Source organism: Persicitalea sp. (genome assembly GCF_041751555.1).
In the GTDB taxonomy this organism is placed as follows: Bacteria; Bacteroidota; Bacteroidia; order Cytophagales; family Spirosomataceae; genus Persicitalea.
The window spans coordinates 1-6,790 of sequence record NZ_JBGSXF010000768.1 but is presented as its reverse complement, the minus strand read 5'-3'; the positions used below and the strand labels follow the sequence as shown (position 1 = coordinate 6,790).

5 protein-coding genes are annotated in these 6,790 nt (G+C 51.1%); all 5 read right to left on the bottom strand.

What is annotated here, in order from left to right:
• A partial coding sequence (locus ACEW8P_RS26815; protein ID WP_373516130.1) for an FAD-dependent oxidoreductase occupies window positions 1–217 on the bottom strand: 217 nt, incomplete at its 3' end.
• A gap of 123 nt (window positions 218–340) precedes the next feature.
• Window positions 341–1,807 carry a RagB/SusD family nutrient uptake outer membrane protein gene (locus tag ACEW8P_RS26810; protein ID WP_373516129.1) on the bottom strand — a complete coding sequence of 489 codons (1,467 nt, stop codon included), beginning with the start codon at window positions 1,805–1,807 and terminating at the stop codon, window positions 341–343.
• Window positions 1,808–1,834: 27 nt separating this feature from the next.
• A complete protein-coding gene (locus ACEW8P_RS26805; protein ID WP_373516128.1) occupies window positions 1,835–5,146 on the bottom strand; it encodes a TonB-dependent receptor in 3,312 nt (1,103 codons plus the stop codon).
• Window positions 5,147–5,291: 145 nt separating this feature from the next.
• The gene (locus ACEW8P_RS26800; protein ID WP_373516127.1) at window positions 5,292–6,254 is read right to left on the bottom strand and encodes a FecR family protein; all 963 of its coding nucleotides are present in this window, start codon (window positions 6,252–6,254) and stop codon (window positions 5,292–5,294) included.
• A gap of 205 nt (window positions 6,255–6,459) precedes the next feature.
• The coding region (locus tag ACEW8P_RS26795) for a sigma-70 family RNA polymerase sigma factor (protein ID WP_373516126.1) at window positions 6,460–6,790 on the bottom strand (331 nt) is incomplete at its 5' end.

The following is a 6,790-nucleotide window of genomic DNA, read 5'->3' as shown; positions in this document are numbered from 1 at the left end:
TTTGGCCCAGACCGCCCGTGGTCAGTCCGCCGACGCGGGAAGTCGGCTCGATCAGGACGACGGACTTTCCCATCCGCTTGGCTTCGATGGCGGCGGCGATACCCGCCGAGGTGCCGCCGTAGACGACTAGATCGACTTCGTTTTTGTTCTGGATGGGTTTGTTGCTGCTGCACGACAGGAAGATTACGCTGAGCAGAAGGATGATACTTTTTTTCATGAGCAGATATTGGACTTTATTGTATGACTCAAAATCAGGATATTGAATCTTTAATCAAACAAAAAGCTAATGCAAACGACTTCTACTTGGCTCCCCATCTGTTGTACTTCGACCCTGATAGTATCAATAACCGGGGTTTTGATCGGCTTGCGTCATGGCGGAGTTGTTGTTTATTTCATCCACCGGAATTGGGAACAGAAGGCTTACATCGCTCCAAGCCTTGCCCGTGGCTTTGACTTTTTCGGCGGCGGTACCCGTGCGCAGGAGGTCATTCCAGCGCTTCATTTCCATCACAAATTCGTAGGCACGCTCCTGGATCACCACGTCGCGGAAGGCTTTTTGCGACAAGCCCATTGGGGTATCGACATTCGCCTTAGCATTCAACGGTAGTCCGTAGGCACGGCGGCGCACGATATTCAAGCGCTCTGTGGCCAGAACCGAGGGGGCCGACTCAGCCTGACTTACTGCCTCAGCGTACACCAGGTAGGCTTCAGCTAGGCGGAAAACGGGGATATTATTCGAATGACAACTACCACAGGCAGCATCTCTATCCTGGTACTTCTTAAAAAGGGGACTGGGCTGGGGCAGGAAAACCGTATCGCCAGGAGCCTTCACCAAATAACTGTAGGTGTTGTACTGCTGACGCAAATCCTTTTTATCCCAAGTACCGATGAAAGATGTCATGACTGGCAACCAGGCGAACACCCCGCCGGAACCCAACGAAATTCCTCCGACTGAGCGGTGAAGGAAGTTAGGGATACTGTTGCCATTGGTGGGCGTGTGGTGAATCGACCAGATGTCTTCCTCGTACGTAACCACACCTGGGCCGTACATTTTGTTCATGAAATCGTCCGGCTGTTTCACTTCGATTAGTTTGAAGGGGCCGTTTTTGATGACATCGTCGGCCAGGTCGCGGGCTTTGGCCCATTCCTCGGTAGTCAGGTAGGCGTCGGCGAGCAGCATTTTGGCAGCCCAGGAGGTCGCCCTTCCGCTCAAATTAGCCGGAAAAGCGGGCGCTAAATCGGGAATAGCGGCATTGAGGTCGGCTTTAATAAAGTCCCAGACCTCCTTGGCTGAACTTCTCGCAATTGGTATCTGGGAGAGATCAGTAAGTTCTTTTTGCCTGATCGGTACGCCGCTCCAGTATTTGACCAGATTGCTGTAAAAGTACGCCCGCATGAATTTTGCCTCAGCCAGAATCTGCTTTTTCAGCTTTTCGTCCATTTGAATACCCGGGACATTGTCCAACACGGTATTGGCGCGGTTGATGCCTCGGTACAGGTCGTTCCAGGCCCCGAAGGCCCTTGATTGGTTGGTGTTGTCCAGAGGCTGGTCATAAACGCTGATGGTTTGTTGGCTTCCGCGTCCATTGGAGTAGTCGGCCCGGTTCTCGACCAGCGACATGAACCAGATAGATGGAAAAAAACCGTTGCCAAGCGAGCCATAAACGGCGGTCAGGGCAGCATTGGCGTCGTCGGCGTTTTTATAAAAATTGGTTTTGGCAATAAAACTTTTGGGCGATTCTACCAGGGCATCCTCACACTGGAAGAAAACACAGCTTAATAATACGATTATCAATATCCGTTTCATAAAGAGTTTTTTTAGAAAAAATGATGATTAAAAGCCCGCTTTTAGGCCGAAGGTCAGGGTTCTGGCCGCCGGGTATCCGGTCTCATCGATACCGATGCGTAGGTCGCCCGTTCCAGAACGGGTGTTGACTTCGGGATCAAGGCCGGGATATTTTGTGATCGTCAGCAGATTCTGAGCGCTGGCGTATAGCTGAATACTCTGAATCCACTTCACGTTCAGGCTGGTGATTGGGAGATTGTACGCCAGCCGCACATTTTTGAGTCGCAGATACGAGCCGTCTTTCACAAACCGATCCGATACGCGGAAGGTAGAGCTCGTGCTTAGTTTGGGATATAGCGCGTTGGGATCCGGGCTACCGGGCCGCCAGCGGTTGTTGTACACATCCACCAGTTGGTTTTCCCCAGTGTTAAACGAGTTGCTGATCGAGCCGCCGGTAGCAAAGAATAGATTACTGCCCTGCACGCCCTCTAAAAATACGTTCAACTCGAAATTTTTATAGCTGAGGTTGTTATTGATGCTGAAAATGAAGTCGGGATACGGGTTGCCGATGATGGTTTGATCGCTGTTTGTGATTGCCCCGTCGTTGTTGAGGTCTACGTACTTGATTCGCCCCTTTTCGTCCAACCCGTCTTCCTTAAAGCCATAAAAAAGTCCGAGTGGCTGACCCTCTCGCGCAATGTTGATGGCCGAACCAAAGGGCAGACTGATACCGCTACCGAAAATGTCGCTACCCCCAATATCGATGACTTTATTACGGTTGGTAGACATTTGAGCGAAAACATCCCACTTCACTGCCCTGTCTATAATATCGGCTCCGATTCCTAATTCAAAGCCGGCGTTCTGAATCTCGCCCAAGTTTGTCGTAATTGAGTTGAAGCCCGCTGATCCCGGCAGCGTTACCCTAGCCAGCAGATCGGTCGTGGACTTGCGGTAATAGTCCAGCGTCAGACGTAGCCTTTCATTGAATAGACCCGCATCCAAACCGATATCGAGCTGAGCGGTGGTTTCCCACTTCAAATTGTCATTGGGTAGGGCAACGGGTGCGTAGCCGATCAGATCGGTCTTGCCAAATGTAGCTCGCTGCACGCCGAGCCGGTTGAGCGACTGGAAAGGAGATAGCGTAGTACTGCCCGTGGTGCCGTAGCTTAGGCGCAATTTCAGGCTCGAAATCGCCTTTATATTTCTAATAAATTGCTCTTCGGAAAGTTTGTAAGCCACCGCTCCCGACGGGAAGAAGCCCCATTTATTATTGGCTCCAAAGCGCGAAGAGCCATCGGCCCGCGCGCTTACCGTAAAGATGAATTTATCTGCCAGGGAATAGTTGACCCTACCCAACCAGGAAAGCAACGCCCATTGGCTGTAATTTGAATTGTTGGGGTTCGTGACTTCGGCAGCGCCAAGGTTATTGTTTTGTAGAATGTCGTTCAGAAAACCGCTTCCTCCCTGACTATTATCGTAGCTCGTTTGGTTTTGCCAGGTAAAGCCCGCTACCGCGTTCAGAACAGACTTGTCAAATGCCTTGGTGTAGGACAAAATATTTTCGTTCAGAAACGACACATCCCGCCCGAACGATGAACCAGCGTTTCCATTGGCCGACGACAACTTCAGCGTGGTAGGAGAGTAAAAATTCCCCTCATCGAAAGCTTGCTCGGTACCTAACAGGGTTTTGAAAGTCAACCCCTCCATGATGGTGAATGTAGCGGAGAAATCGGCCAGCAAACTGGTACGCTTGCGCTGGTTGAGGATGTCGGCAAACAAAAGCGGGTGCTGCAATACGTTGGGACTGAACGCATACGGGGCTACGTTGGCGTAGTTGTCGTCTCCGTCTCGCACAGGCACAGTTGGGGGCGACACGATAGCGGACGACAGGATGTTGTTGCCTCGGTGTCCGTTGTTGGCGCCATTGTTATCAAAAGTGAATCTTGACCCCACAAAATGCGTCGAGAAAGAGAAGCGGTCGCTCACGTTTTGATCCAAACCAAAGCGAAACGAACCCCGGTCGGTTCCTGAATTGAGGATGATACCATCCTGCTTAAAGTAGTTGCCCGACACGGAATAGCGGGTTTTCTCATTGCCGCCCGAAAAGGTTATTACATGGTTCTGAATAGGAGCCGTCTGAAAAATCTCGTCCTGCCAATCGGTATTGGCGAAGTCGGAACCCGTAAACTGAGCGGGTTTGCCATCGTTGGTCAACTGCTCGTTGGCTACCTCGGCGTACTGCTGGGCATTGAGCAAGTCAAAACGCCTGGACGCACTTTGAAAACCATAATAGCTATCAAAGCTTATCCGGCTTCGGCCGGCCTTGCCTTGCCGAGTAGTGATGATCACCACGCCGTTGGCACCTCGTGCTCCGTAAATGGCCGTAGCCGAGGCATCTTTCAAAATGTCCATTGTAGCGATGTCGGAGGGATTAAGGAAGTCGATCCCACCCGTGAGCGGGAAACCATCGACGACGTAGAGCGGGTTGTTATTGCCCAAAAAAGAGTTGCCGCCGCGTACCTGCACCTGTACCGAAGCGCCCGGTTGCCCCGAACTTTGGATAACGCGCACGCCTGGTGCCCGACCCCTGAGCGCCTGCTGCACGTCGGATACCGGAAAGGCGTCGATGTCCTTGGTATCGATTTGCGAAACGGCTCCGGTCAGGTCTTTTCGCTTGACGCTCCCGTAACCGATGACGACCACCTCGTTGAGAGCTTTGCTTTCGGGAACAAGTGAAATAGTGAGATTGGACTGGGTACCAACTATAACTTCCTGACTTGAATAACCCACAAAACTGAAAACCAGGACGGAGGTTGCATCAGGAACTTCCAGCACAAATTCCCCATCGGTGTCGGTCGTGGTACCACGCTGAGTACCTTTCAAGATTACACTTACGCCCGGTAATAATCCACCATTTTCGTCCTTAACGGTTCCCCTGACTGTTTGCGCCACTACCGCTTCGACTTTTACTTTGGCAATGATAGACGAAGTCTCAGCCCCCAACCGCGTCAGCATAATCTGTCCGCCGATAACCCGATATGTTATATCGAGCGGTTCCAAAACCTGCGTCAGCACTTCTGAAAGTTTGCTCTGATTGGCACGCACACTCACCCGGCGATCGGGCTGAATGACTGTGGAACTGTACACAAATTTGACATTGACCTCATCCTCGATCTTGGACAGGACTTTGCGTAATTCGGTATTCTTAAATTTCACCGAAACGGCCTGGTCGAGCAGCCCCTGGGTGTGGGCATCATGGGCATAACCCAGCGAGAGAGTAAGGCCAATCAAAATGGTTTGTAGCAGGGTGATCCGCATAATGCGTTGCAGCAGCGTTCGCGCTCGTAGTGGTTTTTTCATTACATTTGATTGTTTTTGTTGGGTTTGAAAAAATTTGACAAAACGCCCTCTCGTCCATCCGTAAGGGTGGAAACCCGACCAGGTTTCAGAAAGGGTACTACTCAGGAGTCGGAAGTGCTCGCAACACTTCCGGCTCTTTTTTGGGTTAGCGACAACCGCTGCCCATAATCAAAATCTTTGTCCCACGCACTTCGTACGTGGAGTTCAAGGCTGCACAAAGCAGATCCAGCTTTGTAAAAAGTGGCTGCTCCGTGATATTGGCGGTGAAGAGGCAGTTGCCCAACTCCTCGTTTTCCAAAATAATCTCGATCCCGTAGGCTTTCTCTAATTTCCCTAAGACCGTTGCCATTGAGGCGTCTTCAAAGTCGAAGGCTACGTCCGAAGTACTTGCAACGGAAGCGCCACTCTCCGCAGCGACGACCATCGGCTGCTCCACCAGGCTTGTTTCGAAAGAGTGACTGGCCTGGGAATACAATACCCGCTGATTGGGCGTTAGAATCACGCCGTTTTTAATTTTATCCTTTGTGGGTGCGTCTGGCAAATCACGTTGGAAGACAGAGACTTTGCCCGTCAGCACCGATACCTGTACCGAACTATTTTCTTCCCCCGTTTGGATACGGAAGCTGGTTCCCAGTACCTTAGTAGTTACCTCCCCGGCATTGACGTAGAAAGGTTGCTGCGGGTTACGAGTTACCTGAAACAAAGCTTCACCATGCAGGGTCACTTCGCGCCGAGTACTTTCAAATTTTGCCGGATACTCTACACTGCTGCGCGGCGCCAGCGTAACCCGCGAGCCGTCACTCAGGGTGAGTTCCATGGCCTGGGCGGTATCGTTCAGACGTATGAGCGTACCCGCCGGAGACGACACGGCAGGGCCATTGCTTGTCAAAATGGTTTCTGAATTTGAGTTTAAATTCAGGTAAGTAAACCAGCCCAAGCCCAGTACGACGACCGCCGCTGCCGCAGACAGCCACCAGCGGCGCGCTGCGGGATGAGTATGGATAGGGCGTTGAGCCACGTCCTGTTTTTGCTGAATGGCCCGCCAAATCTTATCTTCGAGTTGCCGGCTTTCCCCATCTGTACGGATTGGGGTTTCTCCGTCTAGCATGTAAAACCATTTTTCTACCAAATGCCTCTCTTGCGGAGTGCATTCGTCGGTTCGGTAGCGTTTTAGTAGAGTACGGAAATGCTGCTTGCTCATAGGAGTTTAATGTTCCTCTGCCTATACGACGGAGGAAAAGGAAATGTCCGCAATAGATTACGCCTTTTCGCGGAAAATTTATACAGAAAGAAAGTAATTGGCTGATATTACTTTAAAAAGTACTAGTCGAAAATACCCAGATCAAAAGAGAAATAAAACCACTCAGCAAGGTTCTGAGCGTGCGGGTGGCTTGGGTGAAGTGATACTCGACTGTCCGTTCGGGGATAGCGAGTTGTTCGGCTATTTCTCGAGTAGTCTTGGCCTCGAACCTTTTTAGATGAAATATTTGCTGTGCTTTTTCGGGTAATTGCGCCATGGCATCGCCGAGTGCCGATTCCAGTTCTTCCAAAAACAGTGGGTAAGCGACAGCGGCCGGCAATTCGATCATGGAATCCAGGCGCACGTGAGTCGTTTGCCGATAATGATCGATCACCCGGTTTTTG

Coding starts and splice junctions, on each gene's coding strand:
- ACEW8P_RS26800 (WP_373516127.1), bottom strand. CDS start 6,254: ATGCTAGACGGAGAAACCCCAATCCGTACAGATGGGGAAAGCCGGCAA.
- ACEW8P_RS26805 (WP_373516128.1), bottom strand. CDS start 5,146: ATGAAAAAACCACTACGAGCGCGAACGCTGCTGCAACGCATTATGCGG.
- ACEW8P_RS26810 (WP_373516129.1), bottom strand. CDS start 1,807: ATGAAACGGATATTGATAATCGTATTATTAAGCTGTGTTTTCTTCCAG.